The sequence below is a fragment of the Streptomyces europaeiscabiei genome, assembly GCF_036346855.1.
Taxonomy (GTDB): domain Bacteria; phylum Actinomycetota; class Actinomycetes; order Streptomycetales; family Streptomycetaceae; genus Streptomyces; species Streptomyces europaeiscabiei.
The window spans coordinates 93,818-120,360 of record NZ_CP107841.1; the positions used below are offsets into that span (position 1 = coordinate 93,818).

22 protein-coding genes are annotated in these 26,543 nt (G+C 72.9%); 16 read left to right on the forward strand and 6 right to left on the reverse strand.

Annotation, left to right across the window (positions count from 1 at the left end):
* Positions 1-37 precede the first annotated feature (37 nt).
* The 16 genes from OG858_RS00420 (at position 38) to OG858_RS00495 (ending at position 16,563) form a co-directional block, all read left to right on the forward strand.
* Positions 38-1,207 (forward strand): 3-deoxy-7-phosphoheptulonate synthase, encoded by a 1,170-nt coding sequence (locus OG858_RS00420; RefSeq protein ID WP_086750890.1) that lies wholly within the window; start codon positions 38-40, stop codon positions 1,205-1,207.
* Between the two features lie 53 nt (positions 1,208-1,260).
* Positions 1,261-2,031 carry a 2,3-dihydro-2,3-dihydroxybenzoate dehydrogenase gene (locus OG858_RS00425; protein WP_086750892.1) on the forward strand — a complete coding sequence of 257 codons (771 nt, stop codon included), beginning with the start codon at positions 1,261-1,263 and terminating at the stop codon, positions 2,029-2,031.
* 91 nt (positions 2,032-2,122) lie between these two features.
* Positions 2,123-2,746 (forward strand): isochorismatase family protein, encoded by a 624-nt coding sequence (locus OG858_RS00430; protein ID WP_319268851.1) that lies wholly within the window; start codon positions 2,123-2,125, stop codon positions 2,744-2,746.
* Complete coding sequence (locus OG858_RS00435) at positions 2,743-4,659, forward strand: anthranilate synthase family protein (protein ID WP_319268848.1); 1,917 nt, start codon at positions 2,743-2,745, stop codon at positions 4,657-4,659. Before OG858_RS00430 ends, OG858_RS00435 begins: the two co-directional genes overlap by 4 nt.
* A 161-nt stretch (positions 4,660-4,820) precedes the next feature.
* A complete protein-coding gene (locus tag OG858_RS00440) occupies positions 4,821-5,876 on the forward strand; it encodes a 3-oxoacyl-ACP synthase III family protein (protein ID WP_319268846.1) in 1,056 nt (351 codons plus the stop codon).
* A gap of 10 nt (positions 5,877-5,886) precedes the next feature.
* Positions 5,887-6,687, forward strand: coding sequence for an arylamine N-acetyltransferase family protein (locus OG858_RS00445; protein ID WP_319268844.1), 801 nt, complete (start codon positions 5,887-5,889; stop codon positions 6,685-6,687).
* A gap of 6 nt (positions 6,688-6,693) precedes the next feature.
* Entirely contained in the window at positions 6,694-8,295 is a 1,602-nt protein-coding gene (locus OG858_RS00450; RefSeq protein WP_319268841.1) for an FAD-dependent oxidoreductase, read from the forward strand.
* Between the two features lie 56 nt (positions 8,296-8,351).
* Positions 8,352-8,816, forward strand: coding sequence for an RrF2 family transcriptional regulator (locus tag OG858_RS00455; RefSeq protein ID WP_218779655.1), 465 nt, complete (start codon positions 8,352-8,354; stop codon positions 8,814-8,816).
* Positions 8,817-8,908: 92 nt separating this feature from the next.
* A complete protein-coding gene (locus tag OG858_RS00460; protein WP_086750884.1) occupies positions 8,909-10,396 on the forward strand; it encodes an MFS transporter in 1,488 nt (495 codons plus the stop codon).
* Between the two features lie 247 nt (positions 10,397-10,643).
* Positions 10,644-11,768 carry an MFS transporter gene (locus OG858_RS00465; RefSeq protein ID WP_179201270.1) on the forward strand — a complete coding sequence of 375 codons (1,125 nt, stop codon included), beginning with the start codon at positions 10,644-10,646 and terminating at the stop codon, positions 11,766-11,768.
* 106 nt (positions 11,769-11,874) lie between these two features.
* Positions 11,875-12,489: an NAD(P)H-dependent oxidoreductase gene (locus tag OG858_RS00470; protein ID WP_319268833.1), complete on the forward strand. Its 615-nt coding sequence runs from the start codon at positions 11,875-11,877 to the stop codon at positions 12,487-12,489.
* Between the two features lie 34 nt (positions 12,490-12,523).
* Positions 12,524-12,907, forward strand: coding sequence for a YybH family protein (locus tag OG858_RS00475; protein WP_037697753.1), 384 nt, complete (start codon positions 12,524-12,526; stop codon positions 12,905-12,907).
* A gap of 170 nt (positions 12,908-13,077) precedes the next feature.
* Entirely contained in the window at positions 13,078-13,716 is a 639-nt protein-coding gene (locus OG858_RS00480) for an NAD(P)H-dependent oxidoreductase (RefSeq protein ID WP_086750881.1), read from the forward strand.
* 227 nt (positions 13,717-13,943) lie between these two features.
* On the forward strand, positions 13,944-15,617 hold the full coding sequence (locus tag OG858_RS00485) for a class I adenylate-forming enzyme family protein (protein ID WP_319268829.1): 1,674 nt from the start codon (positions 13,944-13,946) through the stop codon (positions 15,615-15,617).
* Between the two features lie 42 nt (positions 15,618-15,659).
* On the forward strand, positions 15,660-15,824 hold the full coding sequence (locus OG858_RS00490) for a hypothetical protein (protein WP_179201269.1): 165 nt from the start codon (positions 15,660-15,662) through the stop codon (positions 15,822-15,824).
* A gap of 154 nt (positions 15,825-15,978) precedes the next feature.
* Positions 15,979-16,563: an NADPH-dependent FMN reductase gene (locus OG858_RS00495; RefSeq protein ID WP_037697755.1), complete on the forward strand. Its 585-nt coding sequence runs from the start codon at positions 15,979-15,981 to the stop codon at positions 16,561-16,563.
* Between the two features lie 302 nt (positions 16,564-16,865).
* Here OG858_RS00495 and OG858_RS00500 read toward each other — a convergent pair whose 3' ends face one another.
* From OG858_RS00500 to OG858_RS00525, 6 genes are all read right to left on the reverse strand, one after another.
* Positions 16,866-18,086, reverse strand: coding sequence for an FAD-dependent oxidoreductase (locus OG858_RS00500; protein WP_319067565.1), 1,221 nt, complete (start codon positions 18,084-18,086; stop codon positions 16,866-16,868).
* Complete coding sequence (locus tag OG858_RS00505) at positions 18,083-19,513, reverse strand: FAD-dependent oxidoreductase (RefSeq protein WP_328543753.1); 1,431 nt, start codon at positions 19,511-19,513, stop codon at positions 18,083-18,085. The genes OG858_RS00500 and OG858_RS00505 overlap by 4 nt, the downstream gene beginning before the upstream one ends.
* On the reverse strand, positions 19,510-21,645 hold the full coding sequence (locus tag OG858_RS00510; RefSeq protein ID WP_327745708.1) for a molybdopterin oxidoreductase family protein: 2,136 nt from the start codon (positions 21,643-21,645) through the stop codon (positions 19,510-19,512). Before OG858_RS00510 ends, OG858_RS00505 begins: the two co-directional genes overlap by 4 nt.
* On the reverse strand, positions 21,635-23,014 hold the full coding sequence (locus tag OG858_RS00515; RefSeq protein ID WP_319067559.1) for a nitrate/nitrite transporter: 1,380 nt from the start codon (positions 23,012-23,014) through the stop codon (positions 21,635-21,637). The genes OG858_RS00510 and OG858_RS00515 overlap by 11 nt, the downstream gene beginning before the upstream one ends.
* A gap of 79 nt (positions 23,015-23,093) precedes the next feature.
* Positions 23,094-24,491 carry a 3-carboxy-cis,cis-muconate cycloisomerase gene (gene pcaB / locus OG858_RS00520; RefSeq protein ID WP_328543754.1) on the reverse strand — a complete coding sequence of 466 codons (1,398 nt, stop codon included), beginning with the start codon at positions 24,489-24,491 and terminating at the stop codon, positions 23,094-23,096.
* Positions 24,488-26,464: an FAD/NAD(P)-binding protein gene (locus tag OG858_RS00525; RefSeq protein ID WP_319268819.1), complete on the reverse strand. Its 1,977-nt coding sequence runs from the start codon at positions 26,462-26,464 to the stop codon at positions 24,488-24,490. The genes pcaB and OG858_RS00525 overlap by 4 nt, the downstream gene beginning before the upstream one ends.
* Between the last annotated feature and the right edge of the window lie 79 nt (positions 26,465-26,543).

Sequence of the window (26,543 nt, forward strand, 5' to 3'; positions counted from 1 at the left end):
TTTCCCCACCGTCCGTATTCCCTGTCTGGAGACATCCGTGGACTATCCACTGCTCGACCTCGAATGGAAGATCGCCCCTCAGCAGCCGGTCTGGGACGACCCGGCGCAGGTGAGCCGGGTCCGGTCGGACCTGGCAAGCCGGCCCGCGCTGGTGCGCGCGGACGACGTGCGTGCCCTGCGCGGCCACCTGGCCCGGGTGGCGGCCGGCGAGGCCCTGGTGGTGCAGGCCGGGGACTGCGCCGAGGACCCCGACGAATGCACCGCCGAGCATGTCGCGCGCAAGGCGGCCGTGCTCGACCTGCTGGCCGGGGCGCTGCGGCTGGTCACCGGCAAGCCGGTGATCCGGGTGGGCCGTATCGCGGGACAGTTCGGCAAGCCGCGCTCGAAACCGACCGAGCTGATCGGCGGCGTCGAACTGCCCGTCTACCGCGGCCACATGGTCAACAACCCCGAGCCCACCCCCGAAGGACGCCGCCCCGATCCGCTGCGCCTGCTGACCGGGTACATGGCGGCCGACGAGATCATGCACCACCTGAACTGGCACCGTGCCCGCGGCACGGACCTCATCGACCCCGCTGTCTGGACCAGCCATGAGGCCCTGCTCCTCGACTACGAAGTGCCCCTGCTGCGGCACGAGACCGACGGACTCGTGCTGTCCTCGACGCACTGGCCGTGGATCGGAGAGCGCACCCGCCAGCCCGAGGGCGCGCACGTCGCCCTGCTCACCGGCGTGGTCAACCCGGTGGCCTGCAAGGTCGGCCCGAGCATCACCCCGGAGGAACTGCTGGATCTGTGCCGGCGTCTGGACCCGCGGCGCGAGCCGGGACGGCTCACCCTCATCGCCCGCATGGGCGCCGACGCGGTGGCCGACGCCCTGCCCCCGCTGGTCGAGGCCGTACGCAGGGCGGGCCACCCGGTGATCTGGCTGACCGACCCGCTGCACGGCAACACCGTCACCACCCCGCAAGGGTTCAAGACCCGCTACGTGGAGGCGGCCGAACGCGAGGTCGTCGCCTTCCACCACGCGGTGACCGCGGGCGGCGGCATCGCCGGCGGCCTGCACCTGGAGACGACGCCGGACGCGGTCATGGAGTGCGTCAGCGACGCGCGGGCCGCCGGCCTCGTCGGTGACGCCTACCAGAGCCTGTGCGACCCGCGGCTCAACGTCAGCCAGGGCATCTCCGTGGTGTCCGCCTGGCAGTCGTGACCGGCCACACCGAACAGCCCCTGCCCGCACGGCATGTGAAGGAGAGGCACGACATGGAGAACAGACTGGCGCTGGTCACCGGAGCCGCCGGCGGCATCGGCGCGGCCGTCGCCCGTGTCCTGGGTGAACAGGGCACCGCGGTGGCCGCGGTCGACCGCGATGCCGCCCAGCTCGGCGAGATGATCGAGAAACTGGGCGCGGACGGGCTGCCGGTGGCACCGTTCCCGGCGGACGTGACCGACAGCCGGGCGGTGGACGAGGCCGTCGCCGAGATCGAAGCGCGCCTGGGCCCCATCGACTTCCTCGTCAACGCGGCAGGGGTGCTGCGCCTGGGCGAGGTGTCCACCTTCAGCGACGACGACTGGAACAGCACCTTCGCCGTCAACACCACGGGCGTCTTCCATCTCTCGCGCGCCGTCGTCGCCCGTATGGTGCCGCGCGGCCGCGGGGCGGTGGTCACCGTCGCCTCCAACGCCGCCGCCACCCCCCGGACCGGAATGGCGGCGTACGCCGCCTCCAAGGCGGCGGCGGAGATGTTCACCAAGAGCCTGGGCCTGGAGGTGGCCCGGCACGGCATCCGCTGCAACATCGTCGCCCCCGGCTCCACCGACACCCCGATGCTGAGCTCCATGTGGCAGGACGAAGCCGGTCCGCGCGCCACCGTCGCCGGGAACCTCGACGCCTTCCGCGTCGGCATCCCGCTGGGCAAGCTCGCCCAGCCGGGCGACGTCGCGCGCGCCGTGGCCTTCCTCCTGTCCGACCAGGCCTCCCACATCACCCTGCACACCCTGACCGTCGACGGCGGCGCGGCGCTCGGCGCCTAGCCCCGTGCCGGAAGCACGGTTGTGTCGCCGCCGGCCGCGCCTGACGCGGCGGCGGGCGGCACACACCGCGGAGAAAGGAACCGAGACCACCATGGCCGGACTTCCGACCATCGAGTCGTACCCCCTGCCCTCCTCGTCACAGCTGCCGGCGAACACCGCACCGTGGAGCGTGGACCCGGCGCGCGCGGTGCTCCTCGTCCACGACATGCAGCGCTACTTCCTCGAGCCGTTCCCCGAGCCGCTGCGCAGCCGGCTCGTGGCGAACGCGGCCCAGCTGCGCGAGCAGTGCGCCCGGCTCGGCATCCCCGTCGCCTACACCGCCCAGCCCGGCGGCATGAGCGCCCACCAGCGGGGCCTGCTCAAGGACTTCTGGGGCCCGGGCATGCGTCCCGCCCCGGCCGACCGTGCCGTGGTCGACGCCCTGGCCCCCCGCCAGGGGGACTGGCTGGTGACCAAGTGGCGCTACAGCGCCTTCCACCACACCGACCTGCTCACCCGGATGCGTTTCCACCAGCGTGACCAGCTCCTGGTCTGCGGGGTCTACGCCCACGTCGGCGTGCTCATCACGGCCGTGGAGGCGTTCAGCCACGACATCGAGACGTTCGTGATCGCCGACGCCGTCGCCGACTTCACCGAGAGCCAGCACCGGATGGCCCTGGAGTACGCGGCCGCGCGCTGCGCGGTCGTCACCACCGCCAAGGAGGCCCTGTCATGACCGGCGACCGCCCCCAGGGGCCGCCCAACGGCACGCTGCTCGACGAGATCCTCGGCGCCGAGCCCGGCCCGTTCGCCCTGCTGCACCGGCCCGAGGCGAACGGCCCCCAGCTGGTCGACATCCTCGTCGGCGAGGTGTCGCACCCCCGGACCCTGTCCGACATCCCGCTGCCCGAGCCCGGGAGCGCGGACGGTCCCCGCCACGACGTGCTCGCCCTCGTGCCCTACCGGCAGATCACCGAGCGGGGTTTCACCGCCCACGACGACGGCACCCCCCTGGTGGCCCTCAGCGTCACCCGGCAGGAGAGCGCCGCCCTGGGCACCGTTCTCGCCCGGCTGCCCGAGGAGAACATCCGTACCTCCGGCGCCCGCTTCGACGTGGACGACGACGCCTACGCCGAGACCGTCCGCCGCATCATCGCCGACGAGATCGGCACCGGCGAGGGCGCGAACTTCGTCATCAAGCGGACCTTCACCCTCGACATCGGCGAGTACTCCCCGCGCAGCGCCCTGACCCTCTTCAAGCGGCTTCTGGAGCGCGAGAAGGGCGCGTACTGGACGTTCGTCGTGCACACCGGCACCCGCACCCTGGTCGGTGCCACACCCGAGCGGCACATCAGCGTGCAGGACGGCACGGCCGTGATGAACCCGATCTCCGGCACCTACCGCTACCCGGCCTCCGGCCCCACCCTGCCCGAGGTGATGGACTTCCTCGCCGACCGCAAGGAGACCGACGAGCTGTACATGGTGGTGGACGAGGAACTGAAGATGATGGCCCGGATCTGCCCGGACGGCGGCCGGGTCAGCGGCCCCTTCCTCAAGGAGATGGCCCGGCTCGCCCATACCGAGTACTTCATCGAAGGACGCACCGCCATCGACCCGCGTCAGGTGCTGCGCGAGACGATGTTCGCGCCGACGGTCACCGGTTCCCCGCTTCAGAGCGCCTGCCGGGTCATCGGCCGCTACGAGCACAGCGGCCGCGGCTACTACAGCGGCGTGGCCGCCCTGATGGGCCGCGACGCGGCGGGCGGCTTCGCCCTGGACTCCGCGATCTGCATCCGCACCGCCGACATCGACGCGGCCGGGCAGGTGCGTATCGGTGTCGGAGCCACGCTGGTACGCCACTCCGATCCGCTGTCGGAGGTGGCCGAGACCCGGGCCAAGGCCGCCGGGCTGCTCGCCGCGCTGGAAGGCCACGGCCCGACCCGGTTCGCCGCCCATCCCGAGGTGCGCAGGGCGCTGGAGCAGCGCAACGAGACCATCGCCGGGTTCTGGCTCGCGGGCGGCCCGCCCGCCGCCGAACGGCCGCTGCCGCCCGGGCTGAAGGTCCTCGTGGTGGACGCGGAGGACACCTTCACCTCGATGATCGGGCACCAGCTGCACTCCCTGGGGCTGCAGGTGACGGTGAAACGGTTCGACGAGCCCTACCGGCTCGCCGGCCACGACCTGGTGGTGATGGGCCCGGGCCCCGGCGACCCGGGCGATCTCTCCCACCCCAAGATCGCCCATCTGGACCGCACGATCACCACACTGCTCCAGGAGCAGCGGCCGTTCCTGGCGATCTGCCTGAGCCACCAGGTGCTCAGCCGCCGCCTCGGCCTGGACCTGCGGCGCAGAGCCGTCCCCAACCAGGGTGTCCAGCGTGACATCGACCTGTTCGGCCGGCGCGAACGGGTCGGCTTCTACAACACGTTCGCGGCCGTGAGCTGCGAGGACAAGACGGAGACGGACGCGGCCGGGGTCGTGGAGATCGCCCGGGACACGAGCAGTCTGGAGGTCCACGCGCTGCGCGGCACGCGGTTCGCGTCGATGCAGTTCCATCCGGAGTCCGTCCTGACCCAGAACGGCGTCGGGATCACCGGCGACCTCGTGCACGGTCTCCTGGCCGGCTCCCGCCTGGCCGTGGCCGACTGACCACCGCTGTCGGCGGCCGGCCGGCGTCGAGCGCCGGCCGGCCGCCATCTGACGTACTCCCCGGCGACCTGACGGGTTCTCCGGCCGGGCTTTGCCCCCGACCGGACGCCCTGGGGACCATCTGCTGCGGGAGGACCGAACTCTCAACCGAAGGGTCACACATGATCACCACGGGTACGGCTCGCTCAACCCGCAGGCCCGCCGGCATCGCGATCCTGGGCACGGGTTCCTGTCTGCCCTCCCATGCGGTCGGCAACGACGAGGTCGCCGCCGCCGCCGGAGTCACCGACGAATGGATCCACCGCAAGACCGGGATACGCAACAGGCGCCGGGCCAAACCGGACGAGGCGACGTCCGACCTGGCCGTCGCCGCGGGCCGGGCCGCGCTGGAGGCCGCCGGCATCACCGCCGCGGACCTCTCCCTGATCATCGTGGCGACCTCGACGCCCGACTCGCCGCAGCCGCCCACCGCCTGCGTGGTGGCCGACGGCCTCGGCGCGGGCCACGGGCCCGCCGCCTTCGACGTCAACGCCGTCTGCAGCGGCTTCGTCTTCGCACTGAACACGGCCGCGCACATCCTCGCGGGCTCCGACTCCCCCTACGCGCTGGTCATCGGCGCGGACATCTACTCCCGCATCCTGGACCCCGCCGACCGGCGCACCGCCATCCTCTTCGGGGACGGAGCCGGAGCGGTGGTGCTGGGCCCGGCCCGGCCCGCCCGCGGCCTGCTGGCCGGACAGCTGGCGGGGTTCGGCGCCGAACGCGACCTGATCGAGGTGCCGGCCGGAGGAAGCCGCCTGCCGGCGACGCCCGAGACCCTCGCCCAGGGCCTGCACTACTTCACCATGAACGGGCGCGGTGTGCGCGAGTTCGTCGACGCCACGGTCGCCCCGGCCATCGGCGCCTTCGTGACCGGCGCGGGCTTCTCCGTCGAAGACATCGACCACTTCGTTCCGCACCAGGCCAACGGGCGCATGCTCGAGGACCTTTCGGCCTCGCTCGGCGTCCCGGCCGGCCGCACACGGCTCAGCTACGAGGACTTCGGCAACACCGGATCCGCCTCGGTCCCCGTCACCCTCGACCTCGCGGCCCGCTCGGGACGGCTGAGCGACGGAAACCTCATTCTGCTGGCCGGCTTCGGCGGCGGCATGGCCATGGGCCTGTCACTGCTGCGCTGGCAGCGCAACCACCCCTCACACAGCACCCCGCACGTCTAAGGAGACGGTGATGCCGGACAACATCATGGACGACTACCTGCGCCGGATCGAAGCGGACCGGCCGCACCGCGCGGACCTGGCAGGACTCCGCCATCTGATGGAGCGTCATATCCTGTCGGTCCCCTTCGAGAACCTCGACTACCACCTCGGGGAGGACATCTTCATGGACGAACGCGTCCTGGAGAAGATCGTCCGCAAGAACCGGGGCGGCGGCTGCTACGAGGTCAACCCCGCCCTGGCGTTCCTGCTGACGTCCCTCGGCTACGAGCTCGACATCCTGCCGGGCTGGGTGCACCGCCCCGACGGGCTCGGCCCCTTCCTGGGCCACCTGGCGCTGCGCGTCAGGGCCGACGGCCAGGACTGGCTGGTCGACGTCGGCTTCGGCCGCAACAGCCGCTTCCCGCTGAACCTGGCCTCCCGCGAGGTGCAGCACGACCCGCACGGCGACTACCAGCTGCACGACGCGGGCGACGGCGTCGTCGACGTGTACCTCGGCGGCAAGCCCCTCTACCGGGTCGCGGACCGGCCGGTGCAGATCGCCGACTTCGCCCCGACCCTGTGGTGGTACCGCACCTCGCCCGACTCCTCGTTCCTGCAGGGCCTGTTCTGCTCCATCCGCACCCCCGACGGCCTGGTCACGCTCAAGGGCAACGCCCAGGTCAGCATGGTCGCGGGCGAGGAGCGCTCCAAGCACACCCTCGGAAGCGAGAGCGAGGCACTCCAGGCCTACGAGAAGTACTTCGGCATCCACCTGGACCGGCTGCCCGACCGGCCCGCCGGAGGCGTCACCGCCGGCGTGCGGACGGACTGAAGAGCGATGAGCGAGATCACCACCACCGGGCCGCCCGACATCGACGTACTCGTCGTCGGCGGCGGACCCACCGGCCTGCTGACGGCCGTGGAACTGCTGCGCCGCGGCATACGGGTGCGGGTCATCGACCGTGCCCGGGCCGCGTCGACGACACCGAAGGCACTGTCGGTGTGGCCCCGCGCCCTGGACATCCTTGAGGACGCCGGGCTCGGCGACGCCGTCCACCGCGAGTCCCTGCGCATCAACCGGCTCAGTTACTTCTCCGACCGCAAGCCGCTCGCCTCCTTCCCCCTGGACGAGGACACCGCCTGCCGGGTGCTGCCGCAGCACGTGACCGAGCGTCTGCTCGCCGAGCGTCTGGCCGAACTCGGCGGCAAGGTGGAGCGCGGGGTGCGGCTGCTGGCCCTGGAAGGGGTGGACTTCTCCGGCGACCTCGCCGCCACCGACGGTGTCACGGCCGTCGTGGAGCTGGCCGACGGCAGCGTCGGCCGCATCCGGGCGCCCTACGTCATCGGCGCCGACGGGGCCGGCAGCGCGGTCCGCGGCCAGCTCGGCGTCGGGTTTTCGGGCAGTACCTACGAGATGGCGTTCGCGCTCGTCGACGCGCGGACCGAGGGCGACCTGCCACGGGACGAGTGCCTGTTCTACCAGGCGGCCGGCGGTGCCCTGGTCGTGGTGCCGATGCCCGGCGGCATCCACCGCTTCCTGTCCGTCATGCCCAAGGGCCGGCGTGAGGTCTCCCTGGAGCTGATGCAGGAGATCCTCGACGAGCGGGGGCCGCGCGGGGTACGGCTGACCGAGGCGGTGTGGCAGGCCGTCTTCCGCGTGCACGCCCGTCACGCGTCCGACTTCAGCGTCGGGCGCGTCTTCCTGGCCGGCGACGCCGCGCACGTGCACAGCCCGGCCGGCGGCCAGGGCATGAACAACGGCCTGCAGGACGCCCAGAACCTCGCCTGGAAACTGGCCGCCGTCATCCGCGGCGCCTCGCCGGCCTGTCTGCTCGCCAGTTACGGCACGGAACGCTCCGAGGCCACCCGCCAGATCGTGCGCGACACCGACCTGCAGACCCGCGCCTGGGTGGCCCGCAGCCCGGCCAAGGTGCTCGCCCGGGACACCGCCTTCAAACTCCTCGACCGCAGCGGCGTGGTGTCGCGGTACTACACGCCGGTGATGGCCGGCCGGCGTCTGGCCTACCCGCCGGTGCGTGCCACCCAGCGGCCCTCCGGGCCGGCCGGCTGCCGGGTCCTGGGGCGGATCCCGGGCGGCCTGCAGGAGGGCGCGGTCTTCCCGCGGCGGGCGGCCCTCGCCCACAACATCAGCGGCCCCGGCACCGATCCCCACGGCTGGACCCTGGTCCTCGCCCCGCCCTCGGACACCTGGCGCACCGAGGCCGGGCATGCCGCCGCCCGCTACGGACGGCTGCTGCGCACGGTGGTGCTGCGCCGCCCGGAGAGCGCCCTGGCCACCGGCTGCCGCCGTGCGGGCTACTGGCTGGTGCGGCCGGACGGGCACATCGCGGCGCACGGCCACGAGGCGGACCTCGGCCGTCTGGAGACGGAGCTGAAAGCGTCCCTGACGGCCCGGCCGGCCGCCCCGGACGCGACCTGACATTAAAAGAAGTGTGGCCTTCACCGCGGACATCGCCGATGCGTAATGTCCAGGACATGAAGCTGAGAGAGGGCGTGGAATGGGCGGTGCACTGCTGCATCAGCCTGTCCTGGCTCTCTCCTGACAAGGTGGTGCCGGCGGCCGGACCGGCAGCGTTCCACGCTCTGCCGCCGGCCTACCTGAACAAGCAGATGAACGCACTGGGACGAGCCGGCATCGTCTCGTCCCGCTCCGGCCCCCGTGGCGGTTGCCGTCTCGGCCGGAAGCCGGACGACATCAGCCTGATGGACGTGGCCACGGCCATCGACGGTGCGGCACAAGCCTTTTCGTGCACGCAAATCCGTCACCACGGCCCGGCCGGCCGGCGCGCCCCCTGCACCGTGGCCCAGGCCTTCGCCGGCGCGGAACCGGCCTGGCGGCACCGGCCCGCGGGCCGGACGATCGCCGAGCCGGCCGACACCGTGCGACGGGCCGACCCCGCAGCACCGCACCACGTACGCAACTGGTTCGACCAGGACTGAGTGCACCCCCCGCACCACGCGCCGGGCTGTTCGTTCCCGGTGCGGCGCCCCGCGCGCCCCTCTTTTTCCGACCCGTAGTGAAAGGCACAGTCATGCCGTCTTCGGCCACAGGCGCCGCCCTCGAGGCACCGCGCCGGCGCCCCGGACTCCTCCTGGCGCTGCTGGCGTTCGCCCAGCTGATCATCTCCATCGACTACAACATCGTGTATGTCGCGCTCCCCGAGATCGGTGACGCTCTCGGTTTCACCTCCCAGACCCTGCAGTGGGTGATCAGCGCCTACGCGGTCGCCTTCGGCGGGTTCCTGCTGCTCGGCGGCCGGGCCTGCGACCTGTGGGGGCCGCGCCGTATCTTCGTCCTGGGGCTGGCGCTGTACGGGGTGTCCTCGCTGGCCGGCGGCCTGGCCACCGAGCCTGCCGTGCTGATGGCGGCCCGGGCGGTGCAGGGCATCGGCGGCGCGTTCCTCTTCCCCGCGACGCTGACGCTGGTGTCCACCAGGTTCGCCGAGGGCAAGGAGCGCAACCGCGCCTTCGCCGTGTGGGGCACGGCCGGCGGTTCCGGCATGATCCTGGGCTCGCTGCTGGGCGGTGTGCTGACCGAGGCGTTCGGCTGGGAGTCCGTCTTCTACGTCAACGTTCCCCTCGCCGTCATCGCCATCCTGTTCGCCTTCCCGCTGATCTCCCGCGACACCCTGAGCAGTTCGGGCCGCTCCTTCGACCTGGCCGGCGCGCTCACCGCCACCGTCGGTACCACCTCCGTCGTCTTCGCCCTGGTGCAGGGCCCGGAGTCGGGCTGGGGCTCGCCGGTCATCGTCGGCGCGCTCGTCCTGGGCGCCGCGCTGCTGGCGGCGTTCTTCGTCATCGAGAAGAACAGCAAGGACCCGCTGATGCCGCTGCGGCTGTTCGGCAACCGGAACCTGAGCACCGGCGCGGCGGTCACCTTCTTCTACATGGCGACGTTCGGCTCCCTGCTGTACTTCCTGACCGTCTACTTCCAGGGCGTGCACGGCTACAACGCGCTGGAGACGGGGCTGGCGTTCCTGGTCCCCATGGTCGCCATCTCCATCGGCGCGCAGACCGCCGGCCGTCTGGCCACGAAGTTCGGTCTGCGCGCCATCATGATCGCCAGCCTGCTGGTGGGCCTGGCCGGCACGGTGATCGTCGGTCTGACGCTGGCGACCGACGGCTCCTACGTCTCCCTGATCCCCGGCATGGTCGTCCTGGGCCTGGGCCAGGGCGCCGGCTACACCCTGATGTTCGGCGCCGCCACGGTCGGTGTGGACCCGATGGAGCAGGGCATCGCCTCCGGTATGGCCTCCACCACGCAGCAGATCGGTGGTGCGGTCGGTCTCGCCGTCCTCGTCGCCGTCGCCAACTCCGGTCTGGAGGGTCTGCAGGGCGAGGCGCTGCGCGCGGCCACCAACGACGGCCTGCGCACCGCGGTGTTCATCGCCGCGGTCGGTATCGCACTGACCGCGCTGATCTCCCTGGGCCTGCAGAAGCCGGCCAAGAAGGGGCGGGCCGTGGCCGGGGGTTCGGCCACGGCCGCCGCGAGTGAGGAGCCGCAGACCGCTCAGGTCTGACCCGCATCTCCGGCGCACCCCACCGGGTGCGCCGGCTGCCGGCCCCTCGCACTGTTTCGTTCCCCCGCGGGTGCGGGGGTTCGGCATTTCCGCGGACGGATTCAACGCCGGCCATGGGGGACTTGACGCATAGCGGGCCGTTCGATTGCCGGGGCCGCGGCCTCCCCCGCAGGATCGGTGTATGTCGAAATTATCGGTTGCCGAAGTGCCTTCGGCGACGTCACGGACAGCCCCGTTCGCCGCGACCGTGACGACCGTGTCCCTCATGGGCGTGCTCGTGGTCGGACAGATGTACGTCACCATTCCGCTCATGCCCGAACTCGCCGCCGCCTGGGGTGTGCGGACACAGTCGGCGGCGCTGTCGACCACGGCGTTCGCGTTCGCCCACGCGGCGGGTTCGCTCATCAGCGGCCCGCTGGCCACCCGCTGGGGGCGGCGTACCGTCATGGTCACCAGCGTCCTGGCCATGGCCGTGGTCACGGCCCTGCTGCCGCTGGTGACGTCACTGGGCACCGGAGTCGCCCTGCGCGCCCTGCAGGGGCTGTTCGCGGGCTCGTTCATCCCCATGTCGTACGCGTATCTGCACGCCCGCATGGCCCCGCACCGGGTCGCCCTGGCCCTGACCGTGGTCTCCGCCTGTATGGGCGCCACCGTGGTGATCGGGCAGGCCGAGGCCCAGCTGGTGGCGTCGCTGTTCGGCTGGACGTGGGTGTTCTGGGGGACCGTGCCGCTGCTGCTGGTCGGTGCCGCCGTCTCCTGGCGGGTGCTGCTGCCCCAGGAGCGCAGGGACGCCGGCCGGGCGGACCCGGCCGCACGCTCCGGGCTGCGGGCCGTCCTGGGCGGGCGGATGGTCACGCTGTACCTGGTCATCATGGTCGGCGCGGCGAGCCTCACGGCCGCCTACACCGGTGTCCAGCTGCACGGCCCCGCCGGCATGGCGGACGACGGCCCGGCCCTGCTGGCGCTGCGCGCCAGCGCCCTGCCTGCGCTGCTGGCCGCCGTGCTGCTCGCCCCGGCCCTGAGCCGGTTCTCCGCGGCGCGCCGCGCGGGCGGGGCGCTGGTGGTCACCACCGCCGCGATGCTGGCCGCGGTGGGGGGCGCGGACAGTGCCCTGGCCCTGGGCGCCGCCCTGTTCGCGTTCATGGCGGGGTTCTCCACGCTCGGTCCGGCGCTCATCCAGAGTGTCGGCGCCCGGGCCGGGGCCGCGCAGACCACCGCGATCGCGGTGTACGGCTTCACCCTCAACGTCGGGGCCGGCGCCGGCGCCCAGCTCGCCGTCGGCTTCTCGGACTTCTCCTCGCTGGCGCTGTTCCTGGCCGCGGCTCTGGCGGTCGCCACCGCCGGTGTCCTGCGCGCCGCGCGGGCGACCTGACGCACTCGCGGGCGCTTCGTTGCCGCCGTGCCGGGCGGTCGGCCACGATGCCGGACGTCCCCGCACTCCAAGCCGGTTCACCGGCTACGCCCAGGGAGCCACCCATATGACCAACGTCGCCGTCATCTACTACTCGTCCACCGGTTCCACCCACCGGCTCGCGCGGGCCGCGGCCGACGCCGCCGCCGAACAGGGCGCCGAGGTACGGCTGCGCCGGGTGGCGGAGACCGCCGCCACGGGGCGGCCCGGCTCCGACGAGCACGCGGCCGACGCCCTGGAGATAGCCGAGGCGTGCGTGGCGGACCTGGAGTGGGCCGACGCCATCCTGCTCGGCACGCCCGTCCACTTCGGGCTCGCCGCGCCGCAGCTGATGCAGTTCATCAACACCTCCTCGTCGCTGTCGATCCACGGCGGTCTGCTGGACAAGGCCGTCTCCGCCTTCGCCTCCGGCTCCGCCGAGCACGGCGGGCAGGTGACGGCGATCCTCGCGCTGCACAACGCCATCTGCCACTGGGGATCGGTCATCGTCGCCACCGGCTCCGCCGATCCGGTGCTGTACGAGAAGAACAACGGCAACCCGTACGGCGCGAGCACCGTGGCGGGCAACCGCATCGGTTTCATCCACGACGAGAACGTCGGTGCCATCGCCTACCAGACCCGCCGCACCATCCATGTCGCGGCGGCCCTGAAGGCCGCCGCACCTGTCCGGGCCGCCGCCTGAAGGACCATCTGACCAGAACGCTTGAGGAGAAAACATGGCAGTCAGCGACCCGGCCACGCTGCCCCAGACCTTCGTCGAGGCCTTCAACGCCAAGGACCTCGCCGCCATCGACCGTCTCTTCGAACCCGGGGCGGTGCGTGTGCTGCGACCGGGCGTGGTGGTGAGCGGTGACGGCCGCCGGCAGGCGACCAGCAGTTTCCTGGCCCTGGGTGTGCCGATCGAGATCAGTCTGCGGCACACCTATGTGTACGACGACACCGCGCTGCTGATCGGTGACTTCGTCATCGACGGCGCCGGCCCGGACGGCGAGCGGGTGCACATCGAGGGCACCGCCACCGATGTCGCCCGCCGCGGGCCGGACGGACTGTGGCGCTACATCATCGACAACCCGCCCGGTGTGGAGGCCGGTGGCGCCTGAGCCGCGCCCCGCGGGGCCAGAGAAAGGCGGCTTTCGCCGTCACGGGCCGGTACCTGACGGACTATGGGAACGAGGTCGCTGCCCGGCCGGGCCCGGCGACACGATGGGGCGTGCACCGGCAGCCGGAAGGACGGCGCGGGCACCGAATCCGATGAGGGAGCAGTACGTCCATGACCAATGTCGCCATCGTCTATTACTCGGCCACCGGGAACATCCACAAGCTGGCTGTCGCCGCTGCCGAGGCGGCGGAGAAGGCGGGTGCCGAGGTGCGGCTGCGCCGGGTCGCGGAGATCACCGGTGAGCCGCTCGCGCCCAACTACAAGGAATGGAGCCAGGCGAACACCGAGCACGTCGCCGCCAGCCGGGACGTCGCGGTGGCCGAGATCGACGACCTGGACTGGGCCGACGCCGTCGTCTGGGGCACTCCGGGCCGCTACGGCCTGCTCGCCGGCCCGCTCAAGCACTTCATCGACCAGACCTTCGAACTGCACGCCCGGCGCGGGCTGATGAACAAGGCGATGTCCGCGTTCACCTCCACGGGCACCCAGCACGGCGGCCAGGAGTCCACCCTGCTGTCGCTGAGCAACGTCTTCTACCACTGGGGGGCCGTGATCGTGCCGCCCGGCGTGACCGACGACATCCTGCTCGCACCGAGCAACGGCAACCCCTACGGGGTCAGCGCCACGTCGGGCCTGCAGGCCATTCCCGGTCACCTCGCGCAGAACGTCACCGACGACAACCTCGCCGCCGTCGGCTACCAGACCGTACGCACCATGAAGGTGGCCGAGGCGCTCAGGCAGTCGCTGTAGGAGGACTGCCCGAAAGGCGCCGGGGAGGCCGGATCCGTGCACCGCACGGATCCGGCCCCTTTCTCTTTTCTCCCCGGCTTCTCCCCGGCTTCTCCGGTATTGATTCAGCGCACGTTCGCGAGATGACGCATTAAGCGGCTTTTTCTGTTCCGTGGCCCTCTGGTGTGCGAGGTTTTCGGGGGGAGTTCTTATTTTCCGTGTTCCGGTTCACCAGAGGAAGAGTCCTTATGTTCAAGGTTCCGAAGAGCAAGAAGTTCCTCTACCTCGGGGTCGTCTCCGAGCGCGCTGCCCAGAAGTTCGGCACCACTCCGATCTCACTCGACCACGACCTTGAGGCCTTCCCCTCGGCGGGACAGAAACTGACCGTCGCGGAGTTCGCCGGGCATGTGGCCGAGACGGCCAACCGGTTGTGGGCCGCCGGTGTGCGGCCCAGCGAGCACGTGGCCGTGTACAAGACGTCGAACTTCGACATCACCGTGCTGGCCTGCGGTGCGGCCCGGATCGGTGCGGTGCCGGTCATGCTCTCCCCGCACCTGGACGGGGAGAGCATCGGCAAGCTGCTCGAACGCCTGGAGCGGCCCACGGTGCTGACCGACGAGGCGAAGCTGACCGGTGCGCTGGCCGGCCTGCCGCTGGCCGAGCTGACCGCGCGGGTCGTCACCACCACCGGCTCCCACCCCGGTGCCGTCTCCTTCGCCTCTCTGGCGGGCGCCCCCGAGCGCCGTCCGGTGCTGCTCGGCCCCGACCAGCCGGCGCTGATGACCCACACGTCGGGGACGACCGGCATTCCCAAGCTGGTGGTGCACTCGGCGCGTTCGCTGGGTGCCCGCGGCAACTGGCAGGACAAGGTCGTCTCCTTCATCCGCAAGCGGGAGACCGTGGCGATGCATGTGTCGTACGTGCATTCGCGGATGTACCTGGGCCTGGCCGTGCTGCAGATGCGCGGGATGCCGATGGTGTTCATGAACGACGCCAGCCCGGCGCACGTGGCCGACATGCTGGTCAGGCATCGTCCCGGTGTCCTGGAGACGCACCCCAACTCGTTCCTGGAGTGGGAGGAGATGCTGGACGACCCGCGCCGGCCGGTCTCCAACGTCAAGTACTTCAACAGCACCTTCGACGCGATCCACCCGAGCACGATGCACAAGTTCCTGCACGCCTCGGACCGGCGCAGCCCGGTGTTCCTCCAGGTGTACGGGCAGAGCGAGTGCGGCCCGCTGGCCGCCCGCACCTACCGGCGCCGCAACGCGCTGAAGGCGGACGGCCGCTGCCAGGGCTACCCCACGCCCGGCATGACCAAGTACCGGCTGGTGTCCCGGGGCGGCACTCCCTCCAAGGAGAGCCCCGGCTACATCGACGTGGCCACCGCGGGGCGGGCGCTGACGTACTACGGCGAGCAGGAGCGCTTCGACCAGCAGGTCATCGGCGAGTGGTGGCGCGGCGGCGATGTCGGCTACCGCACCCGGTGGGGCTGTCTGCACCTGCTCGACCGCGAGGTCGACGTCATCGAGGGGATCGAGTCGACCCTGGAGGTCGAGGACGCGGTGCTGCACCGGCTGGAGGAGCTGACCGAGCTCGTGGTCGTGCCGGGCCCCGACAAGCGCCCCGTGCCGGTGGTGTGCACCCGCGGCGACGTGCCGCTGGACCTCGGGCGCTGGCAGGCGGCCGTCGCCGACCAGCCCGCCCTGGGCGCACCCGTGCAGCGTCGCCTCGCGGACCTGCCGCGCACCGCCACCGCGAAGATCCGGCGGCTGGAACTGGCCCGGCAGCTCGCCGAGACCCTCACGGCCCGCGCCGCCGACGCGGGCGAGGAGGGCTCCGCCACGACCGGGCAGGCGGCCGCGGCCGCGGAGGGTGAGGACGGCCGGGTGCCGGCCCGCTCCGAGACCGCAGCCTGCTGACCGGCCCGGCCGAGAAGCCGGCGAAGGGAAGGGAGAACACCGGTGACAGCGCATCAGGTGTGGCAGGAGACGACGCGGAACGCCCGGGGCTGCCCGGCGCCCGCGGACCCGGGCTTCCTGGAGGTGTGGGCGAGGTGCGCCCCGATCCGCCTGGCCGGGTACGAGGACGACCTGGCCGAACCGCACATACTGCAGGGCGTCGACTGACGCCGACCGACCGTGAGCTGCCGGGTGGCGCCCCCTTCCGGGGCGGAGCCGGCAGCTCAGGCGTGTCCCATCGGTTTCTTCGATATCACTTGGAAACCCGCATGCGGGTTTGTTCTTCTGTGGGGAGAGGACTGACCGTAGTGAAAGGGCTGACATGCCTAGTGACCGCATCCGCGTGGCCGTGATCCTGTCGAGCGTGCGCAAGGGCCGTTTCGGCCCCACGATCGCGAACTGGTTCGTCGGCACCGCCGACCAGCGCGACGACATCGAGGTCGATCTGGTCGACCTGGCGGACTTCCCACTGCCCACCGCGCTGAGCGCCGAGCCGGAGCCGGAGGTCGCCGAGCTGCTCGCCGCGTTCTCGGCCCGGCTGTCGGCGGCGGACGGCTTCGTCGTGGTGACACCGGAGTACAACCACAGCTTCCCGGCCTCCCTGAAGGCCGCCCTGGACTGGACCCAGCACGAGTGGCACGCCAAGCCGGTCGGTTTCGTCGGCTACGGCGGCCTCGCCGGCGGTCTGCGGGCCGTCCAGCAGCTGCGTCACATCGTCAACGAGCTGCACGCGGTCCCCGTCCGCGACGCCGTCAGCTTCCACGGGCCGTGGGGCCAGTTCGACACCGACGGCAACCTCATCGAGCCGGCCGACGCCGAGGCGGCCGCCAAGGTCCTGTGGGACAAGCTGAGCTGGTGGGCCCTGGCCACCAAGGAGGCCAGGGCGCGCCTGCCCTACGACAGCTGACCTGTCCGCCGCACCCGGCAACCCCGGGCAGCTCCCCCGCCTCCGCCCCCTCACCCTGCGGCCGAGGCCCCGCGGCGGGCCGGCCGGGCCGGCACAGACCCCCTCCCGGGCCGCGAGCGGCGCCCACCCCCTGCGCCGCTCGCCGAAGACCCTGCCGAGCCGTCCGGCACCACTCGCGCCCGGACGGCCCGGCAGGGTCGCAGCCGTTGTTCGCTGATGCGTGTTCAAAGGCGCTGCGGTGGGCGGGACAAGAGCTGGGACGGCCGGCGCCGTCCCGTGTGCCTCGGCCGTGGTGCCGGCCTTCAGCGGCGGGCGGGCGGCGCGGCCAGCAGGTCGTCGGGGCAGGCCGGCAGCGGCCGGCCGAGCAGGGCGCGCAGTTCCGGGTAGGTGCGGGTGTCTCCGGCGAGGACCCCGCCCAGGACCGTGCGGCCGTCGGCGTCCAGGACCACCTTGGCGTAGGTGCCGGCCCGCCGGTCCTCGCGCACGTACTCCATCGCCCCGTGCGAGCGGGCGTGGGCGTCGCCGAAACCGGCCACCTCCACGCCCAGGAGCTTCAGGCTCGCGGAGGTGTCGGCGCCGGTGAACGCCTCGCCCGGCACGCCGAGGAGCTGGCGGGCGACGGTCTCGGCCATCCGGAAGCCGGGGGCGGCCAGGCCGTGGCAGCGGCCCTCGACGGCCGCGCACTCGCCGATCGCCCAGATGCGTTCGTCGGCGGTGCGGCACCACGTGTCCACCAGGAAGCCGCCGCGCTCGCCGCGCACGAGCCCGGGGGCGTCGACCTCGTCGCGGGGGCGTACCCCGGCGGCGAAGACGACGAGCGCGGTGTCCAAGGCGGTGCCGTCGTCCAGCTCGACGCGCTCCGCGCGGCCGTCCGCGCCGGTGCCGACCGCGTGGACGGCGGTCGAGCAGTGCACGCGCACGCCGAGCCGGGCGATCGCCGCGGCCAGGACCCGGCCGCCGCCCTCGTCGATCTGCTGGGCCATCAGCCACGGGGCGAACTCCACCACATGGGGCCGCATGCCCAGCAGCCGCAGGCCGCCCGCGGCCTCCAGTCCCAGCAGGCCGCCGCCGACCACCACGGCCGGGCGGCCGGGCACCGCGGCCGCGCGGATCGCCTCGACGTCCTGCACCGTCCGGTAGACGAAGCATCCTGGCGCCTGGTGTCCGGCGACCGGGGGCACGAAGGGCCGGGACCCGGTGGCCAGGACCAGTGCGTCGTATCCGAACCCGGTTCCGTCCGCGCAGGTCACCCTTCTGCTGCGGCGGTCCACGGCGGTCACCTTCGTGTTCAGGTGCAGCCGCAGGCGGCGGTCGTCCAGGACGCCGGGGCCGGCCAGCGCGAGATCGTCGGCGCGGGCGCCGTCCAGGAGGGTGGACAGCGCCACCCGGTCGTAGGCGGGCCGCGGTTCCTCGGCCAGGACGACGATGCGCCACCGGCCGTGCCGGTCGCCGGCCAGCATTTCCTCGACCAGGCGGTGGCCGGCCATTCCGTGGCCGGCCACGACCAGCGTGCGCGTGGTCACGGTGTTCCTCCTTCTGCGGTGTCCACCGCTGTGCGGGTGCCTGCGGGCCCTGCGCCGGCGGCGGCGAGTGTCGTGCACAGCCGGCGTACGACCGAGGTGCAGCCGCCGCACCCCGTCGTGGCCCGGGTCGCCCGGGCCAGTGCCCGGCTGTCGTGCGCCCCGCCTGCCCAGGCGGCCTTCAGCCTGCGGAAGGTGACGTTGTTGCAGTGGCAGGCCACCGCGTCGTCCGCCGTGGCGTCGGTGTCCGCGTATTCGACGTCGGCGCCGCTCAGCAACGCCAGCAGGTCGGCGGGCACCGGCGCGTCACGGGCGTACAGGCCGCTGACCGCGGTGACCGCGGCGGCCGGGCCGACGACGACGCCCGTGTGGATACGGCCGTTGCGCAGCGTCAGGCGGGCGTAGCGGCCCCGGGCCGCATCCAGCAGGGAGACGGCCGTGTCCGTGTCCCGCTCGGGTGCCTGCGGGGCGAGCGAGACGATGTCCAGGCCCGATACCCGCGGGCGCAGCAGGTGGCGCGCGGGTGTGTAGGCGGTGCCGGTGCCGGTGAGGATCCGGGCGAGTGCCTCGGCCTGGTCCCATGCCTGGATGAGGGTCGTGCCGGTGATGTCCGTGTGCTGGGCGCAGTCCCCCATCGCGTGGATGTGCGGATCGTCGGTGCGCAGCTGCGCGTCGACGACGATCCCGTCGCGTACCGCGAGATCGGCGGCCCGGGCCAGTGCGGTCTCCGGCTGCGTGCCGGTGCACAGCAGCAGGGTGCCGGCCGCCAGTATTTGTCCGTCGTCCAGGACCAGTTTGCCCGGTGCGTACTCCTCGGCCCGCCGGCCCAGGTGGAGGGTGACGCCCCGGCTGCGGGCCCACTGCGCCAGCGCGTGGGAGGCCGGGCCGTCCAGCTGGCGCTGCATCAGCCGGCCGGAGCGCTGGAGGAGTGTCACCTCCTTGCCGGCGGCGCGCAGGGCCAGGGCGGATTCGACACCGAGGACTCCCCCGCCGAGGACGACGACCGGCCCGGGGGGCAGGGGGTGGCTGTCGGCGGCGGTGCGCAGGGTGCGTGCTCCCTCGGCGAGCCGTCCGCGGGCGGTCATCAGGCCGGGGACGTCCGGGATCCGCGGCCGGGCGCCGGTGGCCAGGACGAGGATGTCGTAGGGCAGTTCGCGGCCGTCCTTGAGGTGCACGGTGCGCCGGGCGCGGTCGATCCTTGCGGCCCGTGCGCCGGTGAGCGCGCGCACGGGCGCGGGCAGTGCGGGCAGCGCCAGCCTCTCCGCGCTCAGTGTGCCGTCCAGGACCGAGCCGAGCAGGGCCCGGTTGTAGGCGGGCCGGGGTTCGGCGCCGATGACGGTCACCGCGTCCCGGTGGCCGAGCGCGTGCAGGCGGTGGGCCAGGCGGTGGGCGGCGGGGCCGCCGCCGACGATGACGACGCCGCCGCTCATGTCTGCTCCCCGGCCGGTGTGACGCGTACGGCGCTGACCTTGAACTCGGGCATCCGGCTGCGGGGGTCCAGTGCGTCGCCGGTGAGCAGGTTGGCGCGGGCCGCGCCCGGATAGTGGAACGGCACGAAGACGGTGTCCCTGCGCACGGTGGAGGTCAGGCGGACCCTGACCCGGGCGGTGCCGTAGGCGGAGGCGACGTCGGCGAGCTGTCCGTCGGCCAGTCGGTGGTGGCGGGCGGTGTCCGGGTGTATCTCGGCGACCGCCTCCGGTGCCGCGGCGAGAAGGTCGGGGACCCGGCGGGTCTGCGCGCCCGACTGGTAGTGGGCCAGCACTCTGCCGGTCGTCGCGTACAGGGGGAACCGGCCGTCGGGTGTCTGTGCGGGCGGGCGGTGGTCCACGGCCGTGAACCGGGCGCGTCCGTCGGGGTGCGCGAAGCGGTCCAGGAACGGTCTCGGTGTGCCGGGATGGTCCTGGCCGCCGGTGGCGGGGCAGGGCCAGTGCAGTGCCTCGCCGGCGTCCAGGCGTTCGTAGCTGATGCCCGAGTAGTCCGCGCGGCTGCCCGCCGTGGCGCGGCGCAGTTCCTCGAAGACCTCCCGGGGGCGGGTGGGAAAGCGGTGGGCGGGCTGGCCGAGGCGGACGGCGAGTTGGTGCAGGACCTGAAGGTCGGTGCGGGTGCCGGGCGGCGGGCTCAGGTGGGCGCGCCGGCGCAGGACGCGGCCCTCCAGGCTGGTCAGGGTGCCTTCCTCCTCGGCCCACTGGGCGACGGGGAGTACCACGTCGGCGAGCGCGGCCGTCTCCGAGGGCACGAAGTCGGCCACGACCAGCAGGTCCAGGGCGCTCAGCCGGCCGGTGATGCGGGCGGCCCGGGGTGCGGAGACGACCGGGTTGGAGCCGAACACCAGCAGTGCCTTCGGCCCGTCGGGGGTGGCCAGGGCGTCGAGGAGTTCGTAGGCGCTGCGGCCCGGCCCGGGCAGGGTGCTGGCGTCCACGCCCCACACGCGGGCCACGTGGGCGCGGTCGGCGGGGTCGGTGAGCGAGCGGCAGCCGGGCAGCTGGTCGGCTTTCTGGCCCATCTCGCGGCCGCCCTGCCCGTTGCCCTGCCCGGTCAGGGTTCCGAAACCGCTGCCTTCGCGGCCGGGCAGGCCCAGCGCGAGCGCCAGGTTGATGAACGCCGCGACGGTGTCGGATCCCTTGCTGTGCTGTTCCGCTCCCCGTCCCGTCAGCAGATGGGCCCGCCGGGCCGCGGCGAGCATCCGCACCGCCGTGCGCTGGTCGTGGGCGGGTACCCCGGTGACCTGTTCGACGCGCTCGGGCCACCAGGCGACGCAGCTGGCCCAGACCTCCTCGAAGCCGGTGGTGCGGGTTTCGATGTACGGGAGGTCGATGAGGTTCTCGGTGACCGCCAGGTGCAGCAGGCCGAGGGCCAGGGCGAGGTCGGTGCCGGGGGCCGGCTGCAGGTGCAGCGCCGCCTGCTGGGCGGTACGGGTGCGGCGGGGGTCGATGACGACGAGGTCGGCGCGCTGCAGGTGGCGCATGAGCGGCGGCATCGTCTCGGCCGGGTTGGCGCCGGCCAGCAGCACCACATCGGCGTCGGCCAGGTCGGTCACCGGGAAGGGCAGGCCGCGGTCGAGGCCGAACGCCTCGCCGGCCGCCGCGGCCGCCGACGACATGCAAAACCGCCCGTTGTAGTCGATCTGGGCGGTGCCCAGGGCCAGGCGCGCGAACTTGCCGAGGGTGTAGGCCTTCTCGTTGGTCAGCCCGCCGCCGCCGAACACCGCGACGCCGTCGGCGCCGTGCGTTGCGCGGATCGCCGTGAGCTTCTCGGCCACCAGGTCGAGCGCGTCGTCCCAGCTCGCGGGGGCGAGTTCACCGTCCCTGCCGCGCACCAGGGGGGTGCGCAGCCGGTCGGGGGCGCCGAGCACGGTGGCGGCCGTCCACCCCTTCTGGCACAGGCCGCCCTGGTTGACGGGGAAGTCGGGCGAGGGCGTCACGGTGACGCCGCCTTGTTCGCCCGAGAGCACCGTGGAGCACTGCAGGGCGCAGTACGGGCAGTGTGTCGTGCTCTGGCGGGGTGCCGCCCGCGTCGTGGGCGGCGGTGCGGTGCGGGCGGGTGCCGTGGGGTCAGCGGACATGGGAGGCCTGCGCTTTCCGGGCGGGGGGCTGTGCGCCGCTGTCGCGGTCGCTGCGCAGGTACACCGTCCGGATCAGGGCCGCGCACAGCCCGTAGTAGAGGAGGAAGGTGTAGAAGGCGGCCTCGCCGCCGCCCAGTTGGCCGTAGGCGGTGCGGAAGGCCAGGTTGATGGCGACGCCGCCGAGCGCGCCGGCCGCTCCGGCGATGCCGAGGACCGCGCCGGACAGGCGGCGTGACCGGGCGAAGGCCGCGGCGGCGTCGTGGCCGGAGGTGACGGCGGCCTCGGCCTGCCGGGCGAAGACCACCGGGATCATCTTGTACGTGGAGCCGTTGCCGATGCCGCTGACCACGAACAGGGCCGTGAACCCGGTCACGAACAGGGGGAAGGATCCGCTGCGGGTGGCCAGCAGCAGCACGCCGATGCCGGCGGCCATGCCGGCGAACGACCACAGGGTGACCCTCGCTCCGCCCCACCGGTCGGCGATCCGGCCGCCGAGGGGGCGGGCCACCGAGCCCAGGAGCGGCCCGAGGAAGGTGAAGGAGGCGGCCTGCAGGGGGGTGGAGCCGAACTGGCTCTGCAGGACCAGGCCGAAGGCGAACCCGAAACCGATGAAGGAGCCGAAGGTTCCGATGTACAGCAGGGATATCCACCAGGTGTGGCTGCTGGCGGCGGCCTCGCGCTGGGCGCCGGGCGGGGTGCGCACCACCGCGACGTTGTCCATGCGCAGTGCGGCCAGCACCGACACCAGCGCGATCAGCGGCAGGTAGCAGGCGGCGACGTAGGCGGGGTGGGTGTCGCCGGCGACGGAGATGACCAGCAGGCCCAGGAGCTGGACGGCGGCGACGCCCAGGTTGCCGCCGCCCGCGTTGACTCCCAGCGCCCAGCCCTGGTGGCGCTGGGGGTAGAAGGCGGTGATGTTGGTCATCGAGGAGGCGAAGTTGCCGCCGCCCGCCCCGGCGCTCGCGCCGATGAGCAGGAACACCCACAGTTCGGTGCCGGGCCGCTGGACGAAGTGGACGGTCAGCAGGGTGGGCACGAGCAGCAGCAGGGAGGCGAACACGGTCCAGTTGCGGCCGCCGAAGCGGGTCACCGCGTAGCTGTAGGGGAGCCTGAGCAGTGCGCCCGCCAGGGTGGGCACCACCACCATCAGGAATTTCTCGTCGGGGGCGAAGTCCAGCCCGATCTTCGGCGACATGAACAGCACGAGCACCGACCACATGCTCCACACGGAGAAGCCGATGTGCTCGGACAGTACCGACAGCACCAGGTTGCGGCGGGCCACGCGTCGCCCGCCGCGCTCCCACTGCTCCTCGTCCTCGGGGTCCCAGTTCTCGATCCACCGCCCTCGGGCGGATGGTGCGCTGGTCATCTTTTCCTCGGCTCTCTTCGGGTCGGGGCGGTGCGGCCCGGTGGTGGGGTCCTGCCGGGCCGCGGCGCAAGGAAGGGGGTCAGGGCCGCAGCGCGCGGTCCACCAGGGCGGCGGCGGCCCCGGTGTAGTGGGCGGGGTCGCACAGGTGGGCGAGTTCGCCCTTGAGGCGGGCGGGGAGTTGGGGCAGGGCGGCGAGTACCTCCGCCAGCGGCCGTCCGTCGGCCAGGGCCTGCTGCGCGGCCTGGGTCAGCACGGTCTGGGCCCGGTCCCTGCCGAGCAGGGGGGTGAGGTGGGCGGCGACGCGTTCGGAGACGATCCGGCTGCCCGTCATGTCCAGGTTGGCGCGCATCCGTTCGGGGCTGGCCTGCAGGCCCTCGGTGAGTTCGACGGCCGTGTGGGCCGCTCCGCCGGTCAGCCGCAGGCATTCGCGCAGCAGCTGCCATTCCGCGTGCCAGGCGCCCGCGGAGCGCTCGTCCTCGGACACCAGGCACTGGGTCAGGGCCGCGGAGAGGGCCGGCACCTGCAGGGCGGCGCTGCGCACCAGGGTGGCCAGCACGGGGTTGCGTTTGTGCGGCATCGCCGAGGAGGCGCCGCGGCCGGCGGGGCCGGGTTCGCTGACCTCGCCGACCTCGGTGCGCACCAGTGACTGCACGTCCACGGCGATCTTGCCGAGCGCGCCGGTGGTGAAGGCCAGCGCGGACGCCAGGTCGGCGACGGGTGTGCGCAGGGCGTGCCAGGGCAGTTCCGGCCGGGCGAGGTGTGTCTGGGCCGCGTAGGCGTCGGTGAGGAGGTCCAGGTAGGTCTCCGCATCGGGGGTCGGGCCGTCGCCGACGGCGGCGTACTCCAGGTAGCCGGCCAGGGTGCCGGCCGCCCCGCCCAGGGAGACGGGCAGCCCGCCCTCCTGCACGCGGGCCAGCCGTGCCTCGGCGTGCAGGACCAGTTGCCGCCAGCCCGCCGCCCGCAGGCCGAATGTCGTCGGGACGGCGTGCAGGGCGAGGGTGCGGCTGACGGCGAGGGTGTCGCGGTGCCGGGCGGCCAGATGGGCCAGTGCCCGGGCCGTTCGCCCGAGGTCGGCGCGGATGATCTTCAGGGCGCGGTCGGCGACCAGCATGGCGCCGGTGTCCAGGATGTCCTGGCTGGTGGAGCCCCGGTGCACGTATTGCGCGGCTGCCGGGTCCTTCTCGGCCACCACCGCGGTGAACGCCTGCACCAGGCCGATCACCGGGTTGGCCGTCTCGCGGGCGGCGAGCGCCAGGGCGCGCAGGTCGAGCCGGTCGGCGCGGGCCAGTTCGGTGATGGTCTCGGCGGCGTGCGCGGGCAGGGTGCCCAGCAAGGCCTGGGCGCGTGCCAGGGCGGCCTCGGCGTCCAGCATGGCCTGGAGCCAGGCCCGGTCGCAGGTGGCCTCCTCGACGGGGGTGCCGGCCCGGACCGGGGACAGCAGCCCGGCGTCGGTGTCCTCCTCCCGGCCCGGGGTCACACGATCACCCCGGACAGGTCGCTGTCGGCCTCCATGGGCCGTACGCCGTCGGGGACCCGGGCGGCCGGCGGCAGGGCGAGGACCGCGCGGGCGATCGCGTCGGAGTCGCCGAGGGTGACGGAGTCGACGCCCGGCCGGATGCCGGCGGCGGTCACCCAGTGCACCGACTCGGTGGGAACCCCGTAGGCGAAGCGCCGGGGGTGGGGGCGGCCGCGGCCGTCGAGGAGGCGGTAGGGGCGTTCGGTGACGGCGAGGCCGCCGGTCTCGTACGCCGGGCCGCCGGTGGCCGCGATGCGGTAGGGGGTGGCCTGGTCGGTGTCGAGGAGGTGCTTGAGCAGGGGGTCCTCGGTGCGGCGCAGGTCCGGCTCGGGCAGGCGGGCCTCGATGAGCGCGGTGGCCCGCACCGGCTCGCCCGGTACCGCGGTGGAGCGGGCGCAGTACACCTGGGCGGTGGTGTCGATGCGGACCTGTGTGCCCGGGCCGGTCACGCTCAGCACACCGGCCTCGATCAGCGCGATCATCTCCTCGATGCGGGAGGCGGGCGGGCCGATCGAGAGGAACGCGTTCAGCGGTGTGTACCAGCCCTCCAGGTCGTCGCGGTGCGAGCCGCCCTCCAGGCCGCCGTGGTCGACCGCGAGGCGGATCTCGTTGCGCAGGTCGCGCAGCACGTCCAGGGCGGCCTTGAGCGGTCCGCTGACGTTGCCCCGGCGGGATTCGGCGACGTCGGCCCGCAGGTGGTCCAGGAGCCAGCCGGTGAAGTCCTCGCGGCCGGTGAAGACACGCTCGCCGTAGGGGCGCGACAGACGCTCCCAGTTCCAGCGTTCCTGGCCGGCGATGTCGTAGGAGTCGAGCAGTGCGCTGCGCTCGCCGTCGGTGTCGGTGGCGAGGAACTGCTCCGTGAACTCCTCGCGCAGCTCGGTGCGGCCCTGCGCGCTCAGCAGGGTGGCGTAGTAGACGCTCTCCACCTCGCGGGAGATCAGCGGCCACAGGTCCTCGCCGAAGGTGACGGGCACTCCGGCGGCGGAACGTTCGCGCAGCATCGCGATGTACGCGGGGGTGAGGAGCCTGGGGAAGTAGCGGCCGGTGGCGCCCTTCTCGTTCTCGCCGCGCGCGTGGTAGGGCACCCCGCGGCGGGAGAAGGCGAACAGTTTGGGTTCGCTGCCCGAGCGGCGGTAGACCAGGCGGCCGTCCTCGCGCACGAAGCGCCCGCCGCGGCCCAGGGTGAACAGGGCCATGTGGTCGAAGAAGTTCAGGCCGAGGCCGCGCAGCAGGACGTGCTGTCCGGGCTGGATGTTGCTGAGATCCAGGTCGGCGGGGTTGGCCGGGGTGATGTAGGTGAGGTGGTGGATGCGCGCCAGGCTGGCGGTGCGTGCCTCGCGTGCCGACAGCCGGGCCGAGACGTGGCCCTGGGCCATCACGACGGCGTCGAGTTCGTTGAGGCGGATGCCGTTCTCCAGCCGGATGCCCTGCGGTCCGCCGGGCACGCCGTGGGTGTCGGCCGCGGCGACGGCGCGCGAGCGGTGTACCCGGATCTCGACGTGGGCGGGTGCGCCCGCGACGATGCGTTCGAAGCAGTCCCGCAGGTAGCGGCCGTAGAAGGCGCGGGTGGGATAGGAGTCGGGGCCCAGGCGTGCCGCTTCGGCCAGGGCGCCGGCCGAGGTGTCGGCCACCTCGCCGAGCAGCGCCAGGCTGCGGGCCCACTCGTACAGGCTGGGGCCGGGCTCGATGGGGCCGTTGATGCGGGCGCTGTCGTCGGTGAAGACGGTGATCTGTGAGGCCACGGTGTTCATCAGCAGGTGCTGGGACTGCTCGGTGCGCCACACCGCTCCGGCGCCGGGTGCCGAGGGGTCGATGACGTGGACGGTGACCGCGTCGTGGGAGGGGGTGCCGCGTTCGTTGGCCAGCAGTCGTTCGAGGACCGACAGGCCTCGGGGACCGGCACCGATGACACAGACCTCGAGGGTGCTGCTCATGGGACGACTCCGTTTCTGGGCAGGGACGGCCGGCGGCCGGGGAGGGCCGGGCGCCGGCCGCGGGCAGGGAAGCGGGATG

What these genes read in the sequence shown, in the direction of transcription:
- OG858_RS00505 (WP_328543753.1), bottom strand. Translation starts at nt 19,513, where the DNA reads ATGAGCGGCGGCGTCGTCATCGTCGGCGGCGGCCCCGCCGCCCACCGC.
- OG858_RS00475 (WP_037697753.1), top strand. Translation starts at nt 12,524, where the DNA reads ATGGCAGTCAGCGACCCGGCCACGCTGCCCCAGACCTTCGTCGAGGCC.
- OG858_RS00425 (WP_086750892.1), top strand. Translation starts at nt 1,261, where the DNA reads ATGGAGAACAGACTGGCGCTGGTCACCGGAGCCGCCGGCGGCATCGGC.
- OG858_RS00495 (WP_037697755.1), top strand. Translation starts at nt 15,979, where the DNA reads ATGCCTAGTGACCGCATCCGCGTGGCCGTGATCCTGTCGAGCGTGCGC.
- OG858_RS00455 (WP_218779655.1), top strand. Translation starts at nt 8,352, where the DNA reads ATGAAGCTGAGAGAGGGCGTGGAATGGGCGGTGCACTGCTGCATCAGC.
- OG858_RS00460 (WP_086750884.1), top strand. Translation starts at nt 8,909, where the DNA reads ATGCCGTCTTCGGCCACAGGCGCCGCCCTCGAGGCACCGCGCCGGCGC.
- OG858_RS00435 (WP_319268848.1), top strand. Translation starts at nt 2,743, where the DNA reads ATGACCGGCGACCGCCCCCAGGGGCCGCCCAACGGCACGCTGCTCGAC.
- OG858_RS00480 (WP_086750881.1), top strand. Translation starts at nt 13,078, where the DNA reads ATGACCAATGTCGCCATCGTCTATTACTCGGCCACCGGGAACATCCAC.
- OG858_RS00445 (WP_319268844.1), top strand. Translation starts at nt 5,887, where the DNA reads ATGCCGGACAACATCATGGACGACTACCTGCGCCGGATCGAAGCGGAC.
- OG858_RS00430 (WP_319268851.1), top strand. Translation starts at nt 2,123, where the DNA reads ATGGCCGGACTTCCGACCATCGAGTCGTACCCCCTGCCCTCCTCGTCA.
- OG858_RS00515 (WP_319067559.1), bottom strand. Translation starts at nt 23,014, where the DNA reads ATGACCAGCGCACCATCCGCCCGAGGGCGGTGGATCGAGAACTGGGAC.
- OG858_RS00450 (WP_319268841.1), top strand. Translation starts at nt 6,694, where the DNA reads ATGAGCGAGATCACCACCACCGGGCCGCCCGACATCGACGTACTCGTC.
- OG858_RS00485 (WP_319268829.1), top strand. Translation starts at nt 13,944, where the DNA reads ATGTTCAAGGTTCCGAAGAGCAAGAAGTTCCTCTACCTCGGGGTCGTC.
- OG858_RS00525 (WP_319268819.1), bottom strand. Translation starts at nt 26,464, where the DNA reads ATGAGCAGCACCCTCGAGGTCTGTGTCATCGGTGCCGGTCCCCGAGGC.
- OG858_RS00440 (WP_319268846.1), top strand. Translation starts at nt 4,821, where the DNA reads ATGATCACCACGGGTACGGCTCGCTCAACCCGCAGGCCCGCCGGCATC.
- OG858_RS00470 (WP_319268833.1), top strand. Translation starts at nt 11,875, where the DNA reads ATGACCAACGTCGCCGTCATCTACTACTCGTCCACCGGTTCCACCCAC.
- OG858_RS00510 (WP_327745708.1), bottom strand. Translation starts at nt 21,645, where the DNA reads ATGTCCGCTGACCCCACGGCACCCGCCCGCACCGCACCGCCGCCCACG.